Here is a 25,272-nt window from a genome sequence, read left to right as displayed (position 1 = left end):
ATTTTTTTCGCTTTTTGACAAAAGTAAGAGGAGTCAAAGGACTCCTCACGATTCTTCAAAATAACTGAGTAAATTTCTATCTTGATTTTCAGATAAAAATCTTTCCTTCTGTGGCCTCTTCTTACGCTTGAGAAGGGCTTCTGCCGACATGGCTTCTTCCTTACTGGCAAAACCTTGAGCATAGATGAGTTTGACTGGCAATCGTGCTCGTGTATATTTGGCTCCCTTCCCACTATTGTGGACAGCGAGGCGTCTTCTCACATCAGTCGTATAGCCTGTATAGTAAGATCCATCACGACACTCCAGCACGTACATATAAGCCTTATGATCCATAATAAATCTCTTCGAGTTCCGGCGTATAAGAGCCATCATCATTGTGGACAATGAGAGGTGGCAAAACCTTAAAGCCACTTGTCGAGCCATCCTTGATAGCCTCAATCAAGAGCATATTGGCTTCCTTTTCTCTTTTTGGATAAACAAACTGCAGGCGCTTAGGGGCTAGATTATGCCGTTGTAAGCTGTCCAAGATATCTAAAAGCCGATCAGGACGATGAACCATGGCCAAGCGTCCATTCGATTTAAGAATACTCTGGGCACTACGACAGATTTCCTGCAAATTGGTCGTGATTTCATGTCGCGCCAAGAGATAATGTTCACTCTCGTTCAGATTGGAATGAGGATCCACCTTGAAATAGGGCGGATTACACAAAATCATATCTACCTTACTTCCCTGAATGTAAGCAGGCATATTTTTCAAATCATCACAGATGACCTCCATCTGCTCTTCCAAACCATTCAAACGGACAGAGCGCTCAGCCATATCTGCCAAACGCTCCTGAATCTCAACAGCCAAAATCTGTGCCTGAGTCCGAGTGCTAGCAAATAGCCCAACTGCTCCATTTCCAGCGCAAAAATCCACTATCAAGCCCTTTTTAGGAAAACGTGGAAAACGTGACAAGAGAACACTATCCACCGAATAGCTAAAGACCTCTCTATTTTGAATGATTTTGATATCTGTCGAAAAGAGCTGGTTAATGCGCTCTCCTGATTTTAATAATTGTTCTTCTTCCATGGTCCTATTATAGCAAATTTATATTAACATTACAAAAGATAGTAATTGCTAACTAGTGCTTCTGATTCTTCAAATGTTGAAGGGCTTCCTTGGTCCAAATTGGCATCATTCGTTTGAGAGGCGCAAAGCCATAGTTAAAACGGTCGCTTGAAAAGCGTCTCCGTCTCGGAAACTGGTGCTTTTCTTCCTCCAAAGTGCGGATCGAAAGACTGGCTTTCCCTGTAAATTCATCTAAATCCACCACCTGAACCAGAACCTCTTCATCGACTTTCAAGGCTTCTTGGATATTTTCAATAAAGCCTGTCCGAATCTCTGAAATGTGAATCAGCCCCGTATCACCCGTTTCTAGCTCAACAAAGGCACCGTAGGGCTGAATCCCTGTAATACGGCCCTTTAGCTTATCACCGATTTTCATCTTAGTCCTCGATTTCAATTGTTTCAATCACGACATCTTCAACTGGCTTGTCCATAGCCCCTGTCTCAACAGCAGCAATGGCATCTAAAACAGCGTAAGAAGCTTCATCAGCTAGCTGACCAAATACAGTGTGACGGCGGTCTAGATGAGGAGTTCCACCTTGGTTGGCATAGATTTCCGCAATCGGTTCTGGCCAACCACCACGAGCAATTTCTTTCTTAGAATAAGGCAAATGTTGATTTTGCACAATAAAGAACTGGCTACCGTTGGTATTTGGACCAGCATTGGCCATGGAAAGGGCACCACGGACATTGTAAAGTTCTTCTGAGAATTCATCCTCAAATGATTCGCCGTAGATTGACTCGCCACCCATACCAGTACCAGTTGGGTCTCCACCTTGGATCATAAAATCCTTTATAATACGGTGGAAAATGACACCATCATAGTAACCATCTTTTGAAAGAGCTACAAAATTAGCCACTGTTTTAGGAGCATGTTCAGGGAAAAGCTTGATACGCAAGTCTCCGTGATTGGTCTTAATAGTCGCGATAGGACCTTCTACTGTTTCAATGTCTACTTGTGGAAAATGCAATTCTTTTTCTACCATACCAAATCCTTCTAAGGCATCAAAAATGCCATCTTCTTCTAATGTTTTTGTAATATAATCTGCTTTTTCTTTGATGTTATCATGAGAAATTCCCATTGCAACGCTGATTCCAGCATAATCAAAGAGTTCCAAGTCGTTAAGTCCATCTCCAAAGACCATGACGTTCTCTGGTTTCAAGTTAAGGTGTTCCACAACCTTTTCCACCCCCGTCGCTTTGGAGCCTGAAATCGGCACAATATCAGACGAATGTTGATGCCAACGAACCATGCGAAGTTTGTCAGAGAGACTGTCAGGTAAGTGCAAGTCATCTCCTTTATCTTCAAAGGTCCACATTTGATAGATGTCTTCTTTCTCATGGAAATCAGGATCTACATCTAAATCGGGGTAAATTGGATTGATAGCCTCACTAATCATATCGGTGCGAGTCGACAACTTGGCATCATGACTCCCAACCAAGCCATACTCAATTCCTTCTTGCTTAGCCCAAAAGATATACTCCTCAACATCTGACTTCTCAATCTGATGCTGATAAATGACCTGACCTTTTTTATCTTCAATATAGGCACCATTTAAGGTCACAAAAAAGTCAGGCTTGAGCTCACGAATTTCTGGCACAACACCAAAAATCCCTCGTCCAGAAGCAATACCTGTCAAGATTCCTTTCTCACGTAATTGCTTAAAAACAGTTGGGATTGAAGCTGGAATAAAACCTGTCTTTGAATTCCGCAATGTATCATCAATATCAAAAAAGATAATCTTTATCTTCTTTGCCTTGTATCTTAATTTCGCATCCATCTCACTACCTCTTTCAATCTAACTCTTTCCATTATACCATAAAGTAGCTAAATCCCCTATTTTCAAAAAGTTTCCAGTTTTATTGTAAGTCCTTGGATAAGTATAAAACTAAATCATCATCATTTTGACAACTTGCACCCATTTCTAGCGGTTTATTTCTATACCAGACACCTGTTCCATCTGGAATATAGCCTCGTTTGATATACAATCTCTGGGCAGGACCATACCCCAAGTGCAAACCTACACCAAGAGTGATCTTACTCGAAACAAACTTGACTCGTTTTTCTGCTTCTTCTAGCAGTTGATTCCCAATCCCTTGATTTCGAAAAGGCTCAAACACATTAAAATCTAATAATTCTGGATAGACTTCTGCAAAAGGACCATGTTTAGCTAAGGGCAAAATAGTAACGTAGCCCGCTACAGCACCATCAATCTCTGCAACTAAGATTTCTATGTCGCCACTTGCTTGCTCCCAAAAATAGCTTGCTAAGATTTCTTCTCTAGCAGGCCAACCTTGATTCATAAATCCATGAGATAAGGATTCAATATCAGACTTAATCATATTTCTAATCGTACAATTCATCTTTGACTTACCCACCTTTACTCTTTCTATTGCCATTATAACACGCCAAGGTCAAAAAAACTATCTCGTGAAAAAAAGACCCACCCAGGTCTTAATTCGCTTTCTTGTTTTCAAACCCATGAAAAAGAGGTCCACCCGGACCCAACTCGCATTCTCATTTCAATGATCGTGAAAAAGAGATCCACTTGGACCCAAACTCGCTCTCTCATTTCAAAAGCTCGTGAAAAAAAGACCCAACTGGGTCTGAAAAAGAGGTCCACCCGGACCTCTTTTTTAATCTTCGTTTACGAAAGGCATCAAAGCCATTACGCGAGCGCGTTTGATAGCTGTTGTTACTTTACGTTGGTTTTTAGCTGAAGTTCCTGTTACACGACGAGGAAGGATTTTCCCACGTTCTGAAACGAAACGGCTAAGAAGCTCAGTATCTTTGTAATCAACATATTCAATTTTGTTTGCTGCGATGTAATCAACTTTTTTACGGCGTTTGAATCCGCCACGACGTTGTTGAGCCATGTTTTTTCTCCTTTATAATTTTAGTTGTCCATTAGAATGGTAAATCATCATCTGAAATATCCAATGGATTTGTTGCTCCAAATGGATTTTCATCACGTGAAAAGTCTGGTACTGAATTTGTAGGTGCTGAATAGTTTGCAGTTGGGGCAGAATAAGCTCCACCTGTGTGACCCTCACGCACACTACGGCTTTCCAACATTTGGAAATTCTCAGCCACGACCTCTGTCACGTAGACACGTTGTCCTTGCTGGTTATCGTAACTACGAGTCTGGATACGACCTGTCACCCCGATAAGTGAGCCTTTTTTAGCCCAATTAGCAAGGTTCTCAGCCTGTTGGCGCCACATAACGACATTGATAAAATCAGTCTCACGTTCGCCATTTTGACTTTTAAATGTACGGTTTACTGCAAGAGTAAAAGTCGCAACTGCTACATTTGATGGGGTATAACGCAACTCAGCGTCACGTGTCATACGCCCTACAAGTACAACATTGTTAATCATAGTTTACCTTCTTACGCGTCAGTTTTGACGATCATGTGACGAAGAATGTCAGCGTTGATTTTTGAAAGACGGTCAAACTCTTTAAGAGCTGCATCGTCGTTTGCTTCAACGTTAACGATGTGGTAAAGTCCTTCACGGAAATCTTTGATTTCGTATGCAAGACGGCGTTTTTCCCAAGATTTTGATTCAACAACAGTTGCACCATTGTCAGTCAAAATAGAGTCAAAACGTGCTACCAAAGCGTTTTTAGCTTCTTCTTCAATGTTTGGACGAATAATATAAAGAATTTCGTATTTAGCCATTGATATGTTCCTCCTTTTGGTCTAATGACCCCAAGACTTTGCAAGGGGTAAGTGAGGTTCGCTCACAATAAACTATTATACTAGAAAATAATTTTTTACGCAAGTAAAAACACCGAAATATAAAAAGAAGATGACGAATCATCTTCTCAAAAAATACAACTCTATAGAGAGTGATTAGTATTTTAGTATTTATCAAACTATAGATATTACGAATCCGTTTTACTGATTTTTACCAAAGACATCTCGATAGAGCATTCCTGTTCGTAGACTCTCTGCATCTCCTCCTAATTGCTCTACCAGCTCGTAGGCAAAGGCAAGGGCTGTTGAAGGGCCTCGACTGGTTGTCAATTGACCATCTACCACTACTGTTTCCTTGACGTAGTGACCATCAAGAATTTGCTCTTGAACGCCGTCATAACAAGTGTACTGCTTGTTTTTCAATAGCCCTGCTTGATTGAGGGCAATTGGCGCAGCACAAATGGCTGCTAGTTTTTTTCCTTCTTGCTCAAAGCTTTGCAACTCTTGAACCAAGGCCTGATTGTCCCGCAAATGTGCAGAACCAGGCATGCCGCCAGGAAGGACAAGCATATCATAGTCTGATAAATCACCATCAAAGACACGATCTGCTCTTACTTGGATTGCATGCGAACCAGTCACTTGCTCTTCAAACCCAACCATATCACAAGTGATATTTGCCCGACGCAAAACATCCACAACTGTCAAAGCTTCAATTTCTTCAAAGCCCTGAGCTAACATAACTGCTACTTTTACCATGATTTTCTCCTTATTTGATTTGTTTTAATACAACCTTTTTCCGTTTGAATGGAACTTTTCCGCTCTTTTCTTCAGCTAGATTGGTCTGGTAACTCATAGATAAAAGTAAGCCCACACCAATCAAGTTACTGATAATAGCCGACCCCCCTTGAGAAATGAAAGGCAAGGGAATACCCGTCAAAGGAAGCAAACCTGTCACGGCACCGATATTCTCAAAGATATGGAAGAGTAACATCATAATCAAACCTGTGGAAATATAGGTGTAGAACTGATTATTTGATTTAAGAGTAATCTTCAACATACGATAAATCAGCATGAGATAAAGGGAGATAACAAGGACAGAGCCAATAAAGCCAAAATCTTCTGCGATCACCGTGAAAATCATATCCGACTCTCGAACTGGAATAAGCAGATTAGAAGCATTAAAACCTTGTCCAAACAAGCCTCCACTACCAATCGCAATCTGCCCTTGAGCCTGCTGGTAAGTGGTTGTTTGGGCAAAGTCAAATGGATTGAGCCAAGCCAAAATACGGTTGATTTGATAGGTAGGCATGCCCAGTTGATGGAGAAAAGCCCGACCGTCCTTGCTGATAAAAATAGCTAAGAAACCAGCAATTCCAGTTACAACAGTCACAAATACTGGGATAATAATTTTCCAAGAAACCCCCGATAATAAAACGATTCCTGAGAAAATGGCTACAAAAACCAAAGCCGTCCCTAAGTCACTTTGAAGTGCCAAAAGAACTAGGACTGGAATGGTAAAGAGAATCATCCAAAAAATTAATAAAAAGTCCAGCGGAACTGTGCGTCTCCATTCCTTATGCTTCTTTGTAAATTGGACAATGACACGGGCCAGCATGAGGATATAGGATATCTTCATAAATTCTGACGGCTGGAACAAGGTAACACCATTTACCGATACCCAGTTTTTAGCACCCGTTGATGCAACTAAACTTGGATTATAAAAGACAATAGGTAAGACCATAAGTCCCAAGCCTAAAATATATAGAAAGGGGGTCATCTTCCAGAGAAATTCTGTATTAAAGAGCATGACCACAAAACCAATCACAAGCCCCAGGACAATCCATGCGACCTGCTGCCCTAAAATAGGTAGAATATTGTTTGGATAATCATGACTAACGGCTATATAAATAGCCACCACACCGATAACCAGCAGGAAGAATACTGGCAGGAGCAAACTATAATCGACTCTAGAGTCAAGAGAACGTTTCATATACTCACCTTTTCTCTTTCTTAGATTTTTCATTTTTGTTGTTTTGGAGGAAATCACTAACAGCAGAGGTAATTTGTTTTCTATTCACCTCTCTGATAGTTCTTTCCTTCGCTAGAGCTTGTCTAATCTGTTTACCATATCGTTTATGAACAACTCGACTATCCAGTATCACAGCAATGGAAGCTTGTGCCTCTTTTCTAATTGTTCTACCCAAAGCCTGTTTGAGACGAATAATGGCCATTGGCAACTGATAATCATAGAAAGGATTCTTCCCTTCCTGACGCAACTCATGATTTAATTTTCGTGTCAAAGGTTCTTGGGGATTTTGAAAAGGCAAACGAGGAATTACTTGAATAACGCAAGGATGGGTAGAAAAATCCACCCCCTCCCAAAAACTTCCTGTTCCAAGTAAGATTTGTCGCTCTCCTTTTTCAAAACGTTTCTTCAACTGACTGGGCTCCCCATTTTTATATTGGGCTAAATGAGGATGGTCTAGTAAATCTGACACTGCTAGTAGCAATTCTTTAGATGTAAATAAAACAAGTAACGGCTCTTGAAAGGCTTGTAAGGAATGGATAACTGATGTAACCTCTTCCGCATAGTCTAAAGGAGAATATTCAGTTACTAACGGAAAATCATTTACTAATAAAATTTCTTGTTGCTTCTGTTGTAAAGATTCAACTGTAATAAGTGGAGCTTCCGTAAATCCTAATAAATCCGCTAAAGAAACTCTATTACTGATTTCAAGAGTGGCAGATACGCCAAGTACTCTGCAATCTTCTGGCAATAAATCTGCTAGTAGAAAGCGGCCTTTTTTACTTGAGCAGATTAAGACATCCTTACTAGACTTCTCAGCTGTTGCCAGCCAAAATTCACGGTCTGATGTAAAAAAGCGCGTCATATCTCTATACTCGGGAAGATTTAACTCAGAAAAATGCTGGCGTAAGTTTTCAAGAGAATCCAACCACTTGTCATTCTTAAGCCCTGAGTAAAACTGATCTATCAAATAGCGACATTCAAAACCGATACTCTCAAGCAACCGTCTCTGAATAAGATCTTTTTCTGTTTCCAAGGACTTTTGAACTTGTGTCACTAAAGCCTCGAGGAGATAAGACTCTTGGGCGAGGTTTTCAAGGGCAATCAGCATTTTTTGAGCTTCATCTATGATTACCAAGCGATTGTTGACAAACTCTGGATCGTCCTCTAAACGTGTTACCAGATAAGCGTGATTGGTTAACAAAAGGCGACTCGATTTAGCCCTATCTTGGCTACGTTGCCAGAAGTCCTCAGAAATAAATAAACTTTTTTTTGAAAGTTTTCCATCATGTACAAGTTCAGCTAGAAAATGTTGATAACGATACAGCTGCCCGATTTCATCTAAGTCACCTGTTTCTGTCTCTGTTAACCAAATCAAGATTTGCATTTTAAAGCGTGTGAATAGGCGGTTAGACTCTGGTCTATGAAGTACTTTATAAAAATTATCGAGTTTCAAATAATTTTGAGGTCCCTTAAGACTATGAATATCAATATGAAAAGTATCTTTTAATCGACTTCCTTCTTCTTGCATGATTTGATTTTGAAGGATTTTGGTAGGAACGCTAACAAGGATGCCCCCTTCACTTTCCATGCTCAAAGCTGGCAGTAGGTAACCATAAGTCTTTCCAAGTCCCGTTTGAGCTTGAATAAACGCAATTTTCTGTTCCTTTAATAGCTGTTCAACTCTTTCTGCAAATTCAACTTGCTGAGGACGTTCATCCAAGTCTAATAAGGTAATGTTTTTAGTAAAATCCTTAGATAGCTTACGTGGCTTTAAATACTGACTTTGCTTTCTAAGAAAGAGTCCATGGAGTTCCATCAAATCATGAGAAGAAAGGGGAGACTGGCGCTGATATACTTCTTCAATCACTAAATAAGTTTCATAAAGGAGGTTATCCGCAAGATTTAACAAGGTTTCTAAAAGTCCTTTTGGTAACTGAAAAAGTTTTTGACGCATAAAAAGCAAAAGCTCTGCTGTTGCCTGTGCATCAGAGAGAGCGGTGTGGGCGTGGTCTAACTTAATCCCTAACTCTTGACAGAGAATGCCGAGATTGTACTTTTCAAACTGAGGATACAAAATCTGTGCTAACTCAACGGTATCCACTCGTGGAGTTCTCAATTCATAACCTTCAAAGAATAGGTACTCTGCCAGAAGATTTGCATCAAACTGTACATTGTGCGCGACAAAAACACCATCCTTGACCAGTTCAAAAATCCTTCCAGCTACCTGTGAAAACTCTGGAGCAACTGCCAACCGTTGATCAGTCAAACCTGTCAATTCTTTTATATGAGAATCCAAGGGCTCATGGGGATTGACATCCGTCCCATACTGATCGACGATTTCGCCATTTTCAATCACCACAATACCCACTTGAATAATTTTTGCCTTGCTTCCGGTGCTAGTGGCCTCTAAATCAACAACCACATACCGATCATTTCTCGAATTCATCATTAAAAATTATATCAAAAAAAGCCCTGTTTGACACCCCTTAACTTCGATAGAAAAATCTCTTTGCTTGAAAAAATTTTTATAAAATGTTTGAATAGTATTATACAGAAAAGGAGAAATAAGATGAACCCATTAGATTTGTTTAACCAAGTAAAAGAGCTAATCGAAACAAAAGATTTCGAAGCTGCAAAAACATTTGTTGCAGAAAATCAAGAACAGCTTGGAGAATACTTCTCTCAAGCTCAGCAGTTGATTTCTGGCTCTGAAGGTCTAGATGGCCTCGTTGGAAAGATTAAAGGATTTTTCTAAAAGATATAAAGGCGCCTGAACGATCAGGTGCCTTTTTGAGATATTTTTTCATTATTTTAGGCAGATAAGAGCTGATTTGCGTCGGCAAGACCACATAATGTTCTTGAGCTAGTTCTTGAGCAATAGCTGAATGAAGGTGAGTCGCTACGACTACACGCTCGTAGAGACTGGCTTGTTTAAACTGGCCTGCAAATCCCGCAATCATTCCAGCCAGAGTATCTCCCATTCCCCCAGTCGCCTGATAGGGACCGCCAACCTGTAACTGGTAATAATCAGATTGGCTAACTTGCCAAATACGAGTAGCTGGACCTTTCTCCACCAAAATTGTTCCTTGAGGGAAGGAAGTCAGGGCACTAGCTGTTGCATCTTCCTTTTGCTTTTCAATAGCAATACCAGACAGCTTTTCCCATTCTTTTTGGTGGGGAGTTAAGATAAGCTGGTTAGATGGAAACGACAAACTTGTCCTAGCAAGGATGGTTAAGGCCCCTCCGTCTACAATCAAAATTTGATTTTGGCTTAAATTAGCAAAGACCTGTTTGACTAGATTTTCTCCAAAAGCATCGTCTCGTAAACCAGGTCCCACTAAGACCACTTCTGCCTTCTCCAACTGATCTTTTAACAGTTGCTGGTCTTGAAGAGAAAAGGCCATAGTCTCAGGTAAATGGCTGTGCAGAGCTGGAATATTTGCCCTGTCCGTTCCAACGGTCACCAAACCAGCTCCGCTTTTTACAGCTGCCAAAGCAGCCATAATGATGGCACCACCATAAGGATAAGTCCCACCCAGTAACAACAGACGACCGTAATTTCCTTTATGACTTGTACGAAAACGTTCAATAATGACTTTTTCTAGTAGGGTTTGATCAATCACTTTCATCGCTTTTTCCTCTCTATTCATTATACTATAAAGTCTATCCACCTTGCATCTTAAATATAAATCTCTTCGTTCATATAGAAAAAGAGGGGACAAAGCCCCTCTACTCTCCTTTCGTCTAAACACGAAAGTAAACGATTCCATTTTTACTAGTAAAGACGGAGAGGCCTAATTGGTCCTCTCCATCTATTCGACTCATTTATCGATTCATTTTTTATCTTCTACCAATCTATACAAATAGAATGGTATTAGGCGCATAGACTAATCCTCTTTGCGTTTTGCAGTTAATAAAGCTGCTGATAAGGCCAAGGTAACACCTGCCAAGAAAATAGCTGTTTCTGACTGTTTTTCACCAGTTTCTGGCAATCTCTTGTCTTCCTTGGCAACTTGAACTGGTACTTCTGGAGTCTGAGCTTTTTCTAACGAACTTAGTTTAAACTCTGGTTTTTCTACTGTCGGTGCTGGTTGATTACCTACTGTAGCTAGAATACCACGGTACTCTGGAAGTTTATGTTCTAGAGCCATTACAGCATTAACACCACCCTTAAATTCATGTTTCTCAACACTTGGTACTGCTTGATCTCCTACTGTAGCTAGAATTCCTGTGTATTCTGGAACTTCATTGACCGCTGCTTCTACAAAGTTAGCACTGCCTTTGAATTCTGGAACTTCGTTTACCGCTGCTTCTACAAAGTTAGCACCGCCTTTGAATTCTGGAACTTCATTTACTGCTGCTTCTACAAAGTTAGCACTGCCTTTGAATTCTGGAACTTCGTTTACCGCTGCTTCAACAAAGTTAGCACTGCCTTTGAATTCTGGAACTTCGTTTACTGGCGCAGGTTCCTCACCCTTACTATTTGAAATAGATGGTTTTACTCCTACCTCAATAATACGATCTTGAGCTTTTCTTTGTTCAGAATGAACAAGAGTTCTATTAGTTCCTGATACTTGAATATAGTCAACTTTTTCTCCAGCTTGTCCTTCAGAAACTACACGACGTTTACCTTGAGCAAGCTCAGGGGTTTCACGAATAACTTCTTTAAACGGAAGTGGAGTCTTTTCAATTTCCAAGCTTGGAGCTTCTGCAACTAAGTTCTTAACGCCTTCTGTCGGTGTTGTTTGGAAGGTAGACTTAAAGTGTAAACGATATTCTTTCACCAGATTTCCATCTTTGGAAACAAGACGAACAAGTGTTGGAAGATTTGTATTTCCATGATCCACTATTGTGACTACTCCATGTCCACTAGTTGTCGCAGTGACTTTTGGTTTAGTTCCCATTGTTGTTAGAGTGTACTCTGTCACATTTGGATCAAAGTTTTCCAATGCTTTTCCATCGATCGAAATAGTCGCTGATGGTGTTTCGACTTCTGCTCCCTTGCCTGCAGAGTAGGCTGTAAATTCTACAAGTGCTAGACCATTAGTAGTAGCCTTACGAGTCATTCGAGCACGAATAGCTGTTGTTTGAACCGGATCAAAGTTAAACTCAATTGGTTTGCCAGCTACTAATTCTCCAGAAGCTTTGTAAGAAATTGGTGCCCAATTTTCTGCCTTGTTGAATGGATGATCAGCATTTTCTTCATAACGAGAAATCGTACTTGGTTCTGTAAAGGCAGGACCAATATATCTTTCTAGAACCATTTTCTCTGGGGCATCTGTTCCACTATCTTTAAAGAACTGAATGGCTACTTTTCCAATGGATTGAGAGGCAATTTTTCCATCCTTCTTAAAGAGTAGTCCGACAGAAGTTTCTTGATTTTTCGGAGTACGAGACCAGTTTGTCCAACGTCCTTCTTCATTGTATTTTCCATCATTGATATAGAAAATTCTATCATGTGAAGCTGCTTGTGTATCGTTCGTTGTCGAAGCAAAGGCTTTAGAATCCATTTCATTGTTGCTTGGATTTTCTGAAATGACTTGATTTCCTTTAGAAACAACTGTCACCTGCATTTTAGTGGTTAGATTTGTACCGATGACATGACCAGTTACTTCAAAACTTCCCTCATGTTCCGTTGCATGTTCAGGAATAGCATCCCACTTCACTGCAAGTTTAGCTGTAGTCCAAGTAGTTGGAGTTGGATAATAAACACTTACCTCTGAAGGAAGTTGAAGATTGTCTCCAACATTCAAGATTTTAGCACTATTTTCTGCAGCTACTGGTTGTGTTGATTCTTTTTCGTCATCACGGAAGATGCGATATTCTTTCAATACCGTACCATCTTCAGCCTTCAAAATAAGACGTGTCGCACCTTTTGGACTTGTTGCTGGAACAAGAGTAACCAAACCATTGTTGCTAGCTGTTGCAGTAATTTCCTTGCTAGATTGAGGAATATAATAATCTGTTTTCGATGGATTAAAGTGTTCAAGATCCTTGCCATCTACTTTGATAGAAATATCTGAACTTGTTTCACTTAAGACCTTGTTTCCAAGGACAGTTAGCTCTGTCAAACCAACACCTGATGTTCCATCAGCCTTCTTCATACGAATACGCACAGCGTAGGTTTCGACCTTGTCAAAGGTAAAGTGATTGGTTTGAGTTGCAGATAGCTGACTTGGAGCATGTAAGTTTTCAACTGCTTTCCAATTGTCTGGATTATTAAATGGATGATTAGTATCACGCTGAGCATGACTGACATCACTTGGTAAATCTGGAATTTCTTTACCTACATAATATTCAACTACATATTCTTTTGGAAGACCAATTGCTCCATCAGTATAGAAATCAACTGATAAATTGTTGACAAAACGTTTCGTCAAGTCTCCTGAATTACCAAACAAGATAGAAGCCCAGTCATTATCAGTATTTGTTCTCCAAGTAGTCCATCTATTTTTAGCATCTGTTGGCGTTCTTGACACAGTCAGGTCGTTCAAGGTATTAGCTGAATCATCTCCTCCTGTATTGGACACAATGGCAGCTGGCAATTGCGAACCTGTCCATTGTTTAGAGATATTATTTCCAGCAACAACTTGACTAGATACTCGAACATGAGCTTTAGTGGTCAGATTGCTACCCACTAAACGACCATTGATTTCATAGACTCCTTCAGTTTGACTAAAGTTGGCTGGAACCTGATCCCAAACTACATCTTTATAGATAGTTGTTCCATTAGAATGGTAAGCACGAACATTAGCTGGCAATTGAACTGTCTCACCCTTAGGTACTGTGAGGCTGACTTCCTCTGCAACTTGTAAGCCTTCAACTGTCACCGTTGCTTGAGCTTCAATGTCTGTGCCTTCTACATGTCCTTTAAGGGTAAAGCTATGATAGCGACCCAATTCTTTTTCATCTACCTTGTCCCAAGTTACAGATACTTTGCGTGGCAAGCCCTTATCAAATTCTGCCCCAACTTCTTTAGGTAGATTCGGTTGCTGATTAATGTCTGTAGAAATAGATACAGGATGAAGTTTCACAATCTTCTTGCTGACTTTATTCTCTTTAATCACTACTTCAGTAGTTACAGATTCTGTTTCCTCTGTTTGATTATCGATTCGAGGTGTCAAAGTCACTCTTCCCTTAGTATAGAGCAATAGATTCTGACCATTTACCTCAAGATGCCCACCATCAGATGATTTAGCTTCTAGGTGAATATCTGAAGCTGAAAATTCTGTTTGAGAACCATCCTCATAACTACCAATGACACGATAAGTTAAAACCTGATCTTCAGTAGCAGTTTCTTTTCCTTCCACAACTACTTCCAAACGTTTCAAGGCAGGAGCTTCCTTCACAAACTGAATTAGGTAAGTTTGAACCAAGTCACCCTTTTGGTCACTCAAGAAGACAGAAGCCTGATAACCATTATCAGCAGAAGCTTGCTGAACAGTTACTTGATAACCAGTAGTCTGAGCCCCAACACTTGGAATTGTTCCGGTGTAAGGAAGGGATACACGGTAATAAGTCTTGCCAGACTCGAAGTTCTCAAGAGCTTTATCCCCAACAGTAAGTCCTGTAATGCTACTTGTTGTTTCCTTACTGCTTGCGATAAAGGTTGCCGTAACTTCATGGCCATCATCTACCAATTTACCAGTAGCTTCCGTACGTCCCCCTTCCTTGGTCAAAGCAGCAGGATCTTTCAAGGTCCAAGAAACAACATCAGTATCAATCAAGCTACCATCTGTCAGAACAGCTGTGACTGTTTTATCCAAATCAGCTGCAGTTGTACCAACTGGTACTGTAGCAACTTTTGGTAACCATTTATCTAAGGCAATCACTTTTACAAGTGCCTCAGCTTTGGCTTCAAAACCTTCTACACGTCCAGATACTTTTTTCTCACCTGCACTTGTAAGCAAGTCAGATGGCACGTCCCATGTTACAGTCTTTTCCTCAACACTACCGTCGCTATAAATAGCTGTTACTGTTTGAGGCAATTCAGGATTTGTTGTCACGTCAGTTGTTGCTTTTACAGGAGCAAAGGCTACAAAGTGACGGTTTTCTTTCTTACCAGACACAGTTGCGACCGTTGCGCTATCAGAAGTTAAACCAGCAGAATCTGCATAAAGAGTAAATTTACCTTCTTTTTCTGTTGATTTTACAATGACAACTCCTTTACCATTGAAAGCACGTCTTTGCCATGTTCCATCTGCTTGAGCTTTGTAACGCTCACGGCTAGCTTGTTCTCCATTATCGACCCCAACAATTTGTCCTTGACCATGAAGATTGAAATGAACAAGATTATTCGCTGTCGGAACCACATTCCCATCGCCATCAACAATTTCGTAATGGATGTAGGATAGGTCTTTCCCATCTGCAGTGATAACATGCTCTTCTTTAGTCAGACGAACTCTTGCTGGTTCCCCTGCAGTTGTCACACTATCACGCGCAATTTCTTTGCCATTTTCATCTCTAGCAATCGCAGTCAGTGTGCCGGGTTGGTATTTCACAAGCCACTCAAGATACAATTCACTTGGTTTAGCCCCTTCATGATAAGGACGTCCATCTTCTGTCCTTTTCTTCGTATATTCCTTTTTACCAAGCGACTGTCCATTTAAGAACAATTCTACACTTGCAGCATTTGAGAAGGTACGAACTGGAACCTTTCCATCGACTAGCATCTTGCGATCCTTAAGTGTCTCTTCAGTCCAGTTCCAATGTGGTAAAATGCGTACAGTTGGCTTTTCTTTAGCACTATACCACTCACTGCGATAAAGGTAGAAATCATTTTTTGGTAAACCAGCCGTATCGATGATGCCGAAGTAAGAGCTCTTCACAGGTGTATTATCTTGGTTATGCCATGGAGTTGGTTCACCGATATAGTCAATTCCTGTCCAGATAAATTGTCCAGCATAGCCAGCGCGATCACGGTCAAAAGTCCATGACTCAGTAGCTGTTCTTCCCCATCCAACACGGTCATTACCATAGTCAGATTGTTCATAGTGACGATTTGGACGGTTATCGTGTCCAAGGATTTGAGCAGGATTGTAATAAGAATCACGCGTTCTAGTAGCTGAAGAGGTTTCAGAACCATAAATGAGCCAGTCTGGATGCGCTCTACGAACCGCATCATAAAAACGTTCACCATAGTTCATACCGACAGCATCCATGATTTCTGCAACTTTTAAGAAATCACCTGTTGCTGCACGACTAAATTTATTCTCACCCATGGTAACATAACGTTCGGTATCAATCGCTTTAATGACAGCCTTCAAACGTTTAGCAGTTTCGATAGAACGAGGACTACCATTTGCCTCTTCTACTTCATTTCCAAGAGACCACATGACGATAGACGGATTGTTCTTATCACGTTCTACCATTGTTCTAAGATCAAAATCAGACCACTTCTCCCCCTTCTTAGCTTCAGGATGAGTTGCATCTTGATCAAAGAACCGTCCATAGTCGTAAGTCTTCTTGCCACCATACCAAGTATCAAAAGCTTCCTCTTGCACCAAAAGACCTAAACTAGCTGCAGCATCAAGCAACTGAGGACTAGCTGGATTGTGGGTTGTTCGAATAGAGTTAACCCCCATATCTTTCAGGAGTTTTAATTTCCGATAGGTAGCCTTATAATTCTCTTCTGCACCCAAAGCTCCATTGTCATGGTGAATACTTACTCCGTGGAATTTCATGCGTTCACCATTCAGAGAGAAACCATCCTTAGCAGTCCAATTGAAATAACGGTAACCAAATGTATCTTCTGTTACATCAACTAGTTGACCTTCTTTATAAACCTTAGTTTTCAGCACATACAGTTGAGGATGATAACTTTTTGTCGTCCAAAGAGTTGGTTTATTAACTAGGATTGTTTGTCTGAAATCTGCAACTTCATTTTCTGCTAAATTCTTCGTTTCAGAGCGCACTAATTCTGAAACAACCTTACCTTCCTTAGTAAAAATTTGTTGTTCCACAAAGACTTTAGCAGCCTTCTTATCCGTATTTTTAATCTTACTTTGAACCTGTGTTTCAACATTCCCTTCTTTTTGCTCAGCAAGTTTTGGAGTAGTGATATGATTACCATTTTCGGTAACATGAACTTTATCACGATAACTAAGGGTTACATCACGATAAATACCACTTCCAGAATACCAACGACTACTTGGTTGTTTATTGGTCACTTGAACAGTAATTGAATTTTCACTACCATCCTTGTTTAAAAACTTAGTGATATCATAAGAAAAATGATTATAGCCACTTGGATAATGTCCTACAAATTTACCATTTACATAGACCCTAGAATCCATGTAAACACCGTCAAAATTGATACGTACATCCTTGTTCTTATCAGCTTCATTAACTGTGAACGTTTTGCGATACCAAGCCGTTCCACCATTTAACTGTCCACCTTCGTTTCGAGCAGGAGACTTATGGTCAAAATCAAAATAAATACTCCAATCATGCGGAAGATTCAATTTAGACCAATCATGAACATCCACATCTTTTTTTGAAAAATCGCCTTGGGCATTTAGTTTAAAATACCAATCTTTATTAAAATCTTGTTTTCGCTCCGATAATAGCTGTTTTTCCTTTTCAACTTCAGCTTTGTTTGACTCTCCAGATAGTGCTTGCGATTTTTCAGAAGAAGGTTTGATCTCTGTGTCTGATTTCACTTGGTCCTTTTCAGAAGTTTTTTTAGAATCCTCTTTTACTTCTGTTCCAGCTGTTACTGCAGATTCAACAGGCTTTGGATTTGCCTCTTCAGATTTCTGTTTGTCCTCAGCTTTGTTTCCTTCTTCTACTTTATTTGGAGTTTCCACTTTAGGGCTAGCTAATTCATGACTACCCTCATTAGCAGGTCTAGTAGGTTCTGTATCCTTAATCACCTTATCTTCTGTCGACTCAGCTTTGGCTTTTACAAACTCACGCCCACCATTCTCATCAGCCTTTGCGATAGCAGCTGCCACATCATCAGGAAGCTTATCTAAAGGCTGAGGTTGATGAACAGTTGTTTCTCCTGTTTGAGTATTGGATGAAGCCACCTCCTCAGCTTGTACAGCTGAAATGCCAAATATACTAGCCCCAATCATTACAGATGCCGCACCTATTGCAAATTTACGAATGCTATAATGACAACGTTTATCAAAAAGTCTTTTGTTCATTAAAATCCTCATTTCTTTTTCTCGATACAAAGTAAGCGTTTTCTTTATTTTAAAAAACAACCTCCTTCTGAATACACAAACAAGTACCAAGTTCGATAATATATTTTATATATTGAATATATCAAAACACGCCTGAAATTGCAATCATTTTCCATTAATTTAACCTAATAAAATGGTATATAAAAAGTTCATTCAAAAGAAATAGGTGCAATGAAAGTAGCTTTGGGTTCTAGGCACTTTCCAATACATATTTAATTGCATTAATAACAGTTTTAGACTTTAAATTTATAGTTTATGGACTCATATCATTATAGACTGCATTCAGTTACATACACTACATAAAAAGAAGGTAAAATATTATTCTACCTTCTTTTTTCCTATTTTATATCCAATGTTCTAAGTGCTGCCTGATAAGTTTGCTCCATTAGCATGGTAATGGTCATAGGACCGACACCTCCAGGAACTGGCGTAATATGGCTAGCAAGTGGGGCAACTGCCTCATAATCCACATCCCCACAGAGCTTTCCGTTTTCATCGCGGTTCATCCCAACGTCAATGACTACCGCACCTGGTTTGACAAAGTCAGCAGTCACAAACTTGGCGCGGCCGATTGCTACTACGAGAATATCTGCTTTAGCAGCCACCTTAGCAAGATGATGAGTCCGTGAGTGGGTCAAAGTCACTGTCGCATTCTTTGCCAAAAGAAGCTGGGCCATAGGTTTTCCAACGATATTGGAACGACCGATGACGACCGCATGTTTACCTTCCAAATCAATTCCATATTCATGAAACATTTCCATAATTCCTGCAGGTGTTGAAGGAATCATGACTGGGTGACCAGACCAAAGACGCCCCATGTTCAGGGGATGGAAACCATCTACGTCCTTTTCAGGATTAATGGCCAACAAAATCGCTTCTTCATCGATATGTTTGGGTAAAGGTAACTGGACCAAAATCCCATGCCAAGCTAAATCTTGATTGTATTTGGCAATCAAGTCTAACAATTCCGATTGGGTAATGGTTTCTGGAACTCGCACAACTTCACTATGGAAACCAGCCGCAAGGGCTGACCTCTCCTTGTTGCGAACATAGACTTGGCTGGCAGGGTTGTCCCCAACCAAAATCACTACCAAACCAGGTACTAGCCCCGTTTCTTCCTTTAATCTTGTTGTCTTTTCAGCCAGCTGTCCTTGTAACTTAGCTGCTAGAGACTTCCCATCAATAATCTGTGTCATATCACTTCTCTTTTCTTTCAAATATCTTCCATTATACCAAAAACTGCTAATCCCCTCTAACACTTCTTTTTTAGGCTATCTTATAGTTTCAAACTATAAGAAAAAGGAGCGGATATTCCATCCAACTCCTTATTCTTATTAGAAAATCTAATTAGATTTAATCTTCTTTTTTCTTACGAGTAAGAAGTCCAATCCCTCCTAGTGCTCCAAGAAGTCCGAGTGATGCTAGACTAGCGTTAGCTTCTGTACCTGTGTTAGGCAACTCTTTTTGACCTTCAACATATTTAGGTGTTTCTTGTTTAGAAGGTTGAGCTGGTTTAGCCGGTTTTTCTACTTCCCTAGGATTTGGAACATAGTTAATTGGAGTGTCCTCACCTGGATTAGTTGGGATATTTGGTACTTCGTATCCTTTAGTTGGATCGTTTGGATCTACTGGTTTCAACGGATTACCGTCTTTATCCTTAGGTGTGTATCCTGGCACGTACGGAATAACTGGTTTATCCTTGCCTGGTTTGGTTGGATCCGTTGGATCATTTGGATAATTGATCGGGTCTGTTGGTTGACCTGGGATATTTGGTACCCATGAACCAAGTGGTTTGTAAACATAAGTTACTGTTGAACCATCTTTACCAATCTTACCTTTCGCTTCTCCATCTACACGAACAAGTAGGTGTCCTGGAATCACTTTTCCAGTTGTTGTGTACTCATCTCCTACTTTTCCTTCTGTTGTTTCTGAAGGGATTAAGTCTTTGCCTTTTTCATCTACATATTTAACTACTAGGTTAGCTTTGTTTGCTACGTAGTTAATTACTGTATCTTGACTTGGATCTGTTGGGATGTTTGGTACTACATATCCTTTTGTTGGATCTGTTGGATCAACTGGTTTAAGTGGATTGCCATCTTTATCTTCTGGAGTAAATCCTGGTACGTATGGTAACACATCTGTTGGTTTACCTGGTTTTGTTGGATCTGCTGGATCGTTTGGATACTTGATTGGGCTTGTTGGTTGTCCTGGGATGTTTGGAATCCATGATCCGATTGGTTTGTAAACGTATGTTACTGTTGAACCATCTTTTCCAATCTTACCTTTAGCTTCTCCTTCAACACGAACTAGTAGGTGTCCTGGAATCACTTTTCCAGTTGTTGTGTACTCATCTCCTACTTTTCCTTCTGTTGTTTCTGAAGGGATTAAGTCTTTGCCTTTTTCATCTACATATTTAACTACTAGTTTAGCTTTGTTTGCTACGTAGTTAATTACTGTATCTTGACTTGGATCTGTTGGGATGTTTGGTACTACATATCCTTTTGTTGGATCTGTTGGATCAACTGGTTTAAGTGGGTTGCCATCTTTATCTTCTGGAGTGAATCCTGGAACGTATGGTAACACATCTGTTGGTTGCCCTGGTTTTGTTGGGTCTGCTGGATCATTTGGATACTTGATTGGAGTTGTTGGTTGTCCTGGAATATTTGGAATCCATGAACCGATTGGTTTATAGGTTACGACTTCTGTAGCATCTTTTGAATCCGCAGTTACTTTTGTAGTTGGTACACTTGCTTTGTCAGCTAAGTATCCTTTAACTACTGGTGATTTAACTTCAGCTAAGTCTTGAGCTGGAGTCCAATCTCCGTAAGTCACTTCACCTGTTACTAAGTTGACCTTAGCTTCACGTGTAAATTTAGCTTCTTGTGTTACTGTTTTTGGTGTTCCATCTTCATTTAATACTGGAGTTCCATCTTCGTACACATAAGTGATTGTACGTGTAACAGTTTTGTTTAGATCTTTTTCTTCCAAGCCAGCTGGGTATTTAGGTCCATCTGGATTATTTGGATCTACTGGAGTTCCTGGTGTTTTCGGTTGATCTGGCGTTACTGTAACTTCTTTAGCTTTAAGTGTTACTTTGAACTCTTGATCAGTATCTTTATCTTTATCGAACTTACCACCTTCTGGGTATGTATTAGATACTAATTCATAGCCTTTGTTTTCAAGTTCTTTGATTTTAGCTTTTACTTCAGCTTCTTTTGTAAGTGGTGTGTCTGAATCACCTTCTTCAGTAATAGCGTCAACACCTGGAATTGGATTTCCTTTTTCATCTACGAAAGTTGTTTTTGCTTTTTGCGTATCTTTTACGTAGTTGATTGGTGTATCTTGACTTGGATCTGTTGGAAGATTTGGTACTTCATATCCTTCTTTTGGATCGTTTGGATCAACTGGTTTAAGTGGATTTCCATCTTTATCCTTAGGTGTGAATCCTTCAACGTATGGTACTTTTGGTTTATCAGTTCCTGGTGTTGTTGGATCTGTTGGATCGTTTGGATACTTGATTGGATCTGTTGGTTGACCTGGAATGTTTGGTACCCATGAACCTAGTGGTTTGTAGGTTACTACTTCCTTGATATCTTCTGAATCACCGGTTACGTTTACAACTGCTACACTTGCTTTATCAGCTAAGTATCCGTCTACCTTTGGTGATTTCACTTCAGGCAAGTCTTTAGCTTCTGACCAATCTCCGTAAGTCACTTCACCTGAAACTAAGTTTACTTTTGCTTCACGTGTGAATTTTGCTTCTTGTGTTACTGTTTTTGGAGTGCCATCTTCGCTTAATACTGGAGTGCCATCTTCGTATACGTATGTGATTGTACGTGTTACTGTTTTGTTTAGATCTTTTTCTTCCAAGCCAGCTGGGTATTTAGGTCCGTCTGGGTTGTTTGGATCAACAGGAGTTCCTGGTGTTTTTGGTTGATCTGGTGTCACTGGTACCACGCGTTCTTTAAGAGTTACTTTGAACTCTTGATCTACGCCAGCTTCTTTATCGAACTTACCACCTTCTGGGTATGTATTAGAAACTAATTCATATCCTTTGTTTTCAAGTTCTTTGATCTTCGCTTTTACGTCAGCTTCTTTTGTTAATGGAGCTTCAGATCCACCTTGTTCAGTGATTTCATCTACTCCTGGGATTGGATTTCCTTTTTCATCTACGAATGTTGTTTTCGCTTTTTGGATAGCTGTATATGTAACAACGTATTCATAATCTTCATCTGTTGCAGTTGTTGGCTGTACCGGAACTTTTTCTACACTTGCGATGTAACCTTCTTTTTGAGGTACTGTTACTTCTGGAAGGTTTGTATCACCGTTTCCAACCCAATTAATATAGATAGGTTTTCTATTGGCATCTACCTGCGCTTCATTTTTATCATTTACTTGGATAGTACCTGTATAGCTTACAGTTTGTTTTGTTGGTTCAAATACTTCTTGTCCTGCAAGATCCTTAACATCGTCTGCGTAAACATACTTAATCGTACGGTTTACTTCTTCTACTTTTGTTTTCTTAACATAGTAGTAAACAACATTATTTACAAAAGCATTAGGGTTTACTCCATTCGCTTGAAGTTCCTCTGAACTATAGATAGCGCTAGCACGTTTTGGACCAATATTAACAGTTCCTGTTGTTCCTTTTGACGGAACATCAACACGAATATACTCAACACCTTTGATAGTTTTAGTTAAATCAGGAACTTGGTTTGAAACATCATATTTTTTACCTAAAATGTTCTTAGTTTCATAGCTACCATCTTCATTAGGTTTAGCATAACCATCGTAACTTGTTGGTTCATATGCAAACTCTTCACCTGTTTCAATATTTACTAACGTAATGGTAACAGCACCTGTTTCAAACTGACTATTACCTCCAGCTCCAACTTCAACTTTCCAACCGTTTGCAACTTTGGTAGTTACATTTTCTTCTCCTCCATTAAGAGGTGTTCCACCTGATACAGTAAGAGTAGCTGCAGTTTTATCAGTATCCCCGACAACACTTCCATCTTTCAAACGTCCAGCTTCATCGTATATGAATTTAGAGTACTCATCTGAGAATGTACGGTTTGTTATAGCTTTTTCAACCCCAAGTTTATCTAAGCCTATTGAAACTATTGAATCTTCTTGAATCGCACCATCTATTACTTCTATCTCTAACTCTGTTGGTGATTTAATTGTTGCTTTTAATGTAAAGTTTGTATCACGACCGTCATTAAGAATCCAAACGTTGTTTGCATTAGCTTGAACATTATTCCAACGACCTGCAGGACGGTAACTTATACTATCAGCCTTATTAGTATTTGTGACAGTGTTTTTTGAACCATCAATTGCTTTAAAATACGTAAAATCATCATTTGGTAATGTAATCGTAAATTTAGAACCTTTTCCGTAACGTACATCACTATCAGTATTAATAACTACTGCATCACTCTTTCTAACGCGTTCACTTCCTTTATATCCTAAAATGTTATCTCCCATAATAGTAGCAGAAGTATTTTGTTTTTGTGCCGCTGACTTAGATGCTTTATGAGTATACTTATGTTCTAAAATTTGTTGACCATTTACACTAATTGCCGCTGTATATTCTGTATCTTTAGAAATATTAGGTGCATAGTAATCAATCGCTGTTAAGTTTTCTGCATAGAAAGTTGTTACAGCATAGTTTTTCGCCTTGTCATTCCATCTAATCGTGTAAGTAGTAGTCCCTACTTCATTCGGAATAGCTGGTTGTTCGGTAAGACGCTCTTCATAAGTCTTACCATCTTTCTTACGTTGAGACCAGAATGGACTTTCTCCTCCTCTACTTCCTACAGAGTTAGTAGTTTCTTTAGATGAAACTTCACCAATTACAGTTCCATCTGCTGCAGTAATTTTTGTACCAGGTTTAAAACTATCCCCAAACCCTGTTAAGTTTTTCATTTCAATTGTAGTAGTATCACCATTTTGAGCCTGAGATGTATCAAATACTACATCAATCCCCCATGCTTTAGGTGCAGTATTATCTGCGTTCATCGTCACATAGGCATTATTAACTGTTACAATTGCATTACCATTTCTAATAACACCTTTACCTGTAATGGTTTGATCTTTAGCATCTGTAGCTCCAAGCACAGCTTCTACTTTACCTGCATGACCTGCACGTTTCATTTCAGCGTAGACTGCTTCAATAGCAGATGAGATGCGATTTACTTGGGATGTTAGTTGTTCTTCCGTAGAATCGTTAGAATAGAGCAAACCTTTTGCCGCTACCGCTTCAAGCTTGACTGCAGCAATTGCAGCTGATAATTTTTGTTTAGCTTCAACATCTTTAGCTTCCTTATCTGAGAAGTTTGAAGCAACTGTTGCCATTACTTCTGCTTCTGAAGTCAATTGAGTAAGAACTGTCTTAACATCATCTTGTGCTTTTTCTGTTTCAACTTTTTCTGATGTTTCTTTGTCAGTTTTTTCTTTAGTTGCTTCTTTTTTGTCAGCTTGTTCTTTATCCGATTTTTCTTTACTTGCTTCTTTATCAGATTTATCAGAGACTTCTTTTTCTACTACAGGTGTTGCTTCAGTTTTAACGTCTTCTTTAGGTTCAGCTTTTTCATCTGCTTTTACAGCATCAATCTTTAATTCTGGAAGTTCTTCAACAACAGGTGTTGTTAGAGCAGAGTCTGCATCCTTCTTATTTGTAGCTGCAAGATCAGAAGTAGCCGGATTTACTGGTAGAGTCTCATCAGCTTGTACTCCATTAGCACCTAAAACAAGTGCCGTTCCCAAAAGGACACTAGCAGCGCCAAAGCTATACTTACGAATAGAAAAGCGCTGGGCTCTTCTACCATGGTATTTTTCCATTCTTGAATACATGTTTTCTCCTTCTTATCTCAATCTAAAAGTTTTATGATTACATATAAATATATGTTGGTTTTTATAAAAACCAACTCTACTATTTTATCATAAATAAAATTAACTTGTCCATAAATATGTCTCGTTTATACTCGATTCATTTATATTATTTTTGTGTCCTAGGTACAAAAAAATAATATTATCAAACTCTTCCTAAACATACTCAGATATATATTGCATAAAAATACAATATAGAGAACGATAAACTATCATCTCAAAAATAAATTTATACTATTTCTGAGATGTACTATTTGTAGCGGGTAAATCCCCTATAGATATAGCCGCTTTTCTTCAATCCACTACAGTTGACAAAAAGCCAAAAAAAGAAGATGACGAATCATCTTCTCAAAAAC

The 25,272-nt window shown here is 39.5% G+C and carries 16 protein-coding genes; 1 reads left to right on the top strand and 15 read right to left on the bottom strand.

The genetic code is table 11. The annotated features are described in order from the left end of the window. Window positions 1-45: 45 nt before the first annotated feature. From D7D54_RS01025 to D7D54_RS00975, 11 genes are all read right to left on the bottom strand, one after another. Window positions 46-333: a GIY-YIG nuclease family protein gene (locus tag D7D54_RS01025; protein WP_033689123.1), complete on the bottom strand. Its 288-nt coding sequence runs from the start codon at window positions 331-333 to the stop codon at window positions 46-48. Beyond that, complete coding sequence (locus D7D54_RS01020; RefSeq protein WP_000390769.1) at window positions 323-1,072, bottom strand: tRNA1(Val) (adenine(37)-N6)-methyltransferase; 750 nt, start codon at window positions 1,070-1,072, stop codon at window positions 323-325. The genes D7D54_RS01025 and D7D54_RS01020 overlap by 11 nt, the downstream gene beginning before the upstream one ends. Before the next feature lie 52 nt (window positions 1,073-1,124). Next, window positions 1,125-1,487: a S1 RNA-binding domain-containing protein gene (locus D7D54_RS01015; RefSeq protein WP_020902234.1), complete on the bottom strand. Its 363-nt coding sequence runs from the start codon at window positions 1,485-1,487 to the stop codon at window positions 1,125-1,127. A 1-nt stretch (window position 1,488) separates the two neighbouring features. Further along, on the bottom strand, window positions 1,489-2,889 hold the full coding sequence (locus tag D7D54_RS01010; protein ID WP_020902235.1) for a bifunctional Cof-type HAD-IIB family hydrolase/peptidylprolyl isomerase: 1,401 nt from the start codon (window positions 2,887-2,889) through the stop codon (window positions 1,489-1,491). 79 nt (window positions 2,890-2,968) lie between these two features. After that, complete coding sequence (locus D7D54_RS01005) at window positions 2,969-3,472, bottom strand: GNAT family N-acetyltransferase (protein ID WP_031237751.1); 504 nt, start codon at window positions 3,470-3,472, stop codon at window positions 2,969-2,971. 273 nt (window positions 3,473-3,745) lie between these two features. Further along, complete coding sequence (gene rpsR, locus D7D54_RS01000; RefSeq protein WP_000068664.1) at window positions 3,746-3,985, bottom strand: 30S ribosomal protein S18; 240 nt, start codon at window positions 3,983-3,985, stop codon at window positions 3,746-3,748. 31 nt (window positions 3,986-4,016) lie between these two features. Beyond that, window positions 4,017-4,487 carry a single-stranded DNA-binding protein SsbA gene (gene ssbA / locus D7D54_RS00995; protein WP_004269791.1) on the bottom strand — a complete coding sequence of 157 codons (471 nt, stop codon included), beginning with the start codon at window positions 4,485-4,487 and terminating at the stop codon, window positions 4,017-4,019. An 11-nt stretch (window positions 4,488-4,498) separates the two neighbouring features. Beyond that, window positions 4,499-4,789 carry a 30S ribosomal protein S6 gene (rpsF, locus tag D7D54_RS00990; RefSeq protein ID WP_001151778.1) on the bottom strand — a complete coding sequence of 97 codons (291 nt, stop codon included), beginning with the start codon at window positions 4,787-4,789 and terminating at the stop codon, window positions 4,499-4,501. 219 nt (window positions 4,790-5,008) lie between these two features. Then, window positions 5,009-5,563, bottom strand: a complete 555-nt coding sequence (locus tag D7D54_RS00985; protein WP_020902237.1) for a DJ-1 family glyoxalase III — start codon at window positions 5,561-5,563, stop codon at window positions 5,009-5,011. A 10-nt stretch (window positions 5,564-5,573) separates the two neighbouring features. Continuing rightward, entirely contained in the window at window positions 5,574-6,797 is a 1,224-nt protein-coding gene (locus D7D54_RS00980; protein WP_020902238.1) for an FtsW/RodA/SpoVE family cell cycle protein, read from the bottom strand. A gap of 4 nt (window positions 6,798-6,801) precedes the next feature. Next, on the bottom strand, window positions 6,802-9,282 hold the full coding sequence (locus tag D7D54_RS00975; protein WP_167450220.1) for a bifunctional DnaQ family exonuclease/ATP-dependent helicase: 2,481 nt from the start codon (window positions 9,280-9,282) through the stop codon (window positions 6,802-6,804). 123 nt (window positions 9,283-9,405) lie between these two features. Between D7D54_RS00975 and D7D54_RS00970 the strand changes: the two genes are divergently transcribed. Then, window positions 9,406-9,591, top strand: a complete 186-nt coding sequence (locus D7D54_RS00970) for a hypothetical protein (RefSeq protein ID WP_001068558.1) — start codon at window positions 9,406-9,408, stop codon at window positions 9,589-9,591. Here the strand turns inward: D7D54_RS00970 and D7D54_RS00965 are convergent. From D7D54_RS00965 to D7D54_RS00950, 4 genes are all read right to left on the bottom strand, one after another. Then, window positions 9,575-10,465 (bottom strand): NAD(P)H-hydrate dehydratase, encoded by an 891-nt coding sequence (locus tag D7D54_RS00965; RefSeq protein ID WP_120719019.1) that lies wholly within the window; start codon window positions 10,463-10,465, stop codon window positions 9,575-9,577. The two genes, D7D54_RS00970 and D7D54_RS00965, sit on opposite strands and share 17 nt — an antisense overlap. Before the next feature lie 258 nt (window positions 10,466-10,723). Beyond that, window positions 10,724-17,986, bottom strand: coding sequence for an SIALI-17 repeat-containing surface protein (locus tag D7D54_RS00960; RefSeq protein ID WP_120718614.1), 7,263 nt, complete (start codon window positions 17,984-17,986; stop codon window positions 10,724-10,726). Between the two features lie 377 nt (window positions 17,987-18,363). Continuing rightward, complete coding sequence (locus D7D54_RS00955; RefSeq protein ID WP_341866666.1) at window positions 18,364-19,221, bottom strand: bifunctional methylenetetrahydrofolate dehydrogenase/methenyltetrahydrofolate cyclohydrolase; 858 nt, start codon at window positions 19,219-19,221, stop codon at window positions 18,364-18,366. A 157-nt stretch (window positions 19,222-19,378) separates the two neighbouring features. Continuing rightward, complete coding sequence (locus tag D7D54_RS00950) at window positions 19,379-24,880, bottom strand: mucin-binding protein (RefSeq protein ID WP_120718612.1); 5,502 nt, start codon at window positions 24,878-24,880, stop codon at window positions 19,379-19,381. Window positions 24,881-25,272: the final 392 nt, after the last annotated feature.

The sequence above is a fragment of the Streptococcus chosunensis genome (assembly GCF_003626515.1).
Lineage (GTDB): Bacteria > Bacillota > Bacilli > Lactobacillales > Streptococcaceae > Streptococcus > Streptococcus chosunensis.
The sequence above is the reverse complement of the archived record's forward strand: the minus strand, read 5'-3'. Positions and strand labels throughout refer to the sequence as shown.